Here is a 1619-nt window from a genome sequence, read left to right as displayed (position 1 = left end):
CCGTCCACATCACCGACGACGGCGTCGACGTGCTGACCACCAGCCCGGCGTGGCCTGAAAGCTGAAATCACTTGCGTCACTGCAGGTTCAGACATTTCTAGCGGCATTTTTTGTCGGTGGGGCCCGCTAAATTTGAGCTGTGAGTATCGATCGAGAGGCGTTGACGGCAGCTTTTGACACTATCGACGCTGCCTTCGACGATCTCGTCTCACATGACTGCGACGCGCTGGCAACCCCGGAGCAGATGGCACTGCTGGGGCGCTGCGAGAAGGTGCGCCGCCGGCTGCCGGCCGTCGAACACCCTTTGATCAACAACCTGGTCCGGCAAGCCACGCCCCAAGAGATCGGCGGCAAGCTGTCGCATGCGATAGCCGAAGCAACTTTGATCAGCCGCTCCGAAGCCTCCCGGCGTATCCGCGAAGCCGCCGACCTGGGGCCGCGGCGCGGGTTGACCGGCGAACCGCTCGCGCCGACATTGGCGGCCACCGCCGTCAAGCAGCGTCAGGGCACGCTGGGCCCGGGTCAGGTGGCGGCGATCCGCAAGTTCTATCACCAGTTACCCGGATGGATCGATACTGTCACGCGCGAACAGGCGGAAGCCAAATTGGCCCTTGAAGGCACCCGGTTTCGGCCCGAGCAAGTAACCGAGCTGGCTGCCATTTTGGCCGATTGCCTCAACCCCGATGGCAGGTACACCGATGAGGATCGTGCGCGGCGCCGCGGACTGAGCCTGGGCAATCAGGGTTCCGATGGGATGTCGGAGTTGCGGGGCTGGCTGACTCCCGAGGTCCGGGCCACCGTGGAGGCTGTGTGGGCGAAATTGGGTGCTCCGGGAATGTGCAATCCGGACGACGAAAGCCCCTGTGTGGAAGGCAGTCCCAGTGAGCGGTCGATTGAGCGCGACTACCGCAGCGCGAGCCAACGCCAGCACGACGCGTTGAATGCGGCACTTAGAGGATTGCTTGCTTCGGGCGAACTCGGGAAGCACAACGGGCTGCCGGCTTCGATCATCGTCACCACTAGCCTGGCCGAGCTGGAGTCCGCTGCAGGACGCGGTTTGACCGGCGGCGGCACCATTCTGCCGATGAGCGACGTGATCCGGTTGGCTCGCCATGCGCATCACTATTTGGCAATCTTCGATAAAGGCAAACCCTTGGCGCTGTATCACACGAAACGTCTCGCGTCGCCCGGGCAGCGAATTGTCCTCTACACCAAGGATCGTGGGTGCTCGGCACCTGGCTGTACGGTGCCCGGTTACTACTGCGAAGTGCATCACGTCACCGACTGGGCCACGTGTCACACCACCGACGTCAACGACGTGACCTTCGCGTGCGGACCCCACCATCGCCTGCTGCGACCCGGTGGCTGGACCACCCGCAAGAACGCTCGGGGCGACACCGAATGGCTTCCACCGCCGCACTTGGACCGCGGCCAACCACGGATCAACACGTTCCACCATCCCGAGAAGCTGCTCCAAGACCGAGACGACGACGCGCCCTAGCTCACTAAACCCCTTCGGCCAGGACGGCATCGAGCAAGTCGCCCACCCGATGCCGCTCCCACGCGCTCAGCAGGTTCGACAGCATCTGCAGCGGCGCGCGCACGCTTTCGTCGTCTCT

The 1619-nt window shown here is 63.7% G+C and carries 1 protein-coding gene; it reads left to right on the top strand.

The genetic code is table 11. The annotated features are described in order from the left end of the window. Window positions 1-139: 139 nt before the first annotated feature. The gene (locus ACZY0B_RS27390) at window positions 140-1501 is read left to right on the top strand and encodes an HNH endonuclease signature motif containing protein (protein WP_463767362.1); all 1362 of its coding nucleotides are present in this window, start codon (window positions 140-142) and stop codon (window positions 1499-1501) included. Window positions 1502-1619: the final 118 nt, after the last annotated feature.

It is taken from the genome of Mycobacterium sp. IDUB_19 (assembly GCF_055419445.1).
This window is presented reverse-complemented; position numbering and strand designations above follow the sequence as displayed.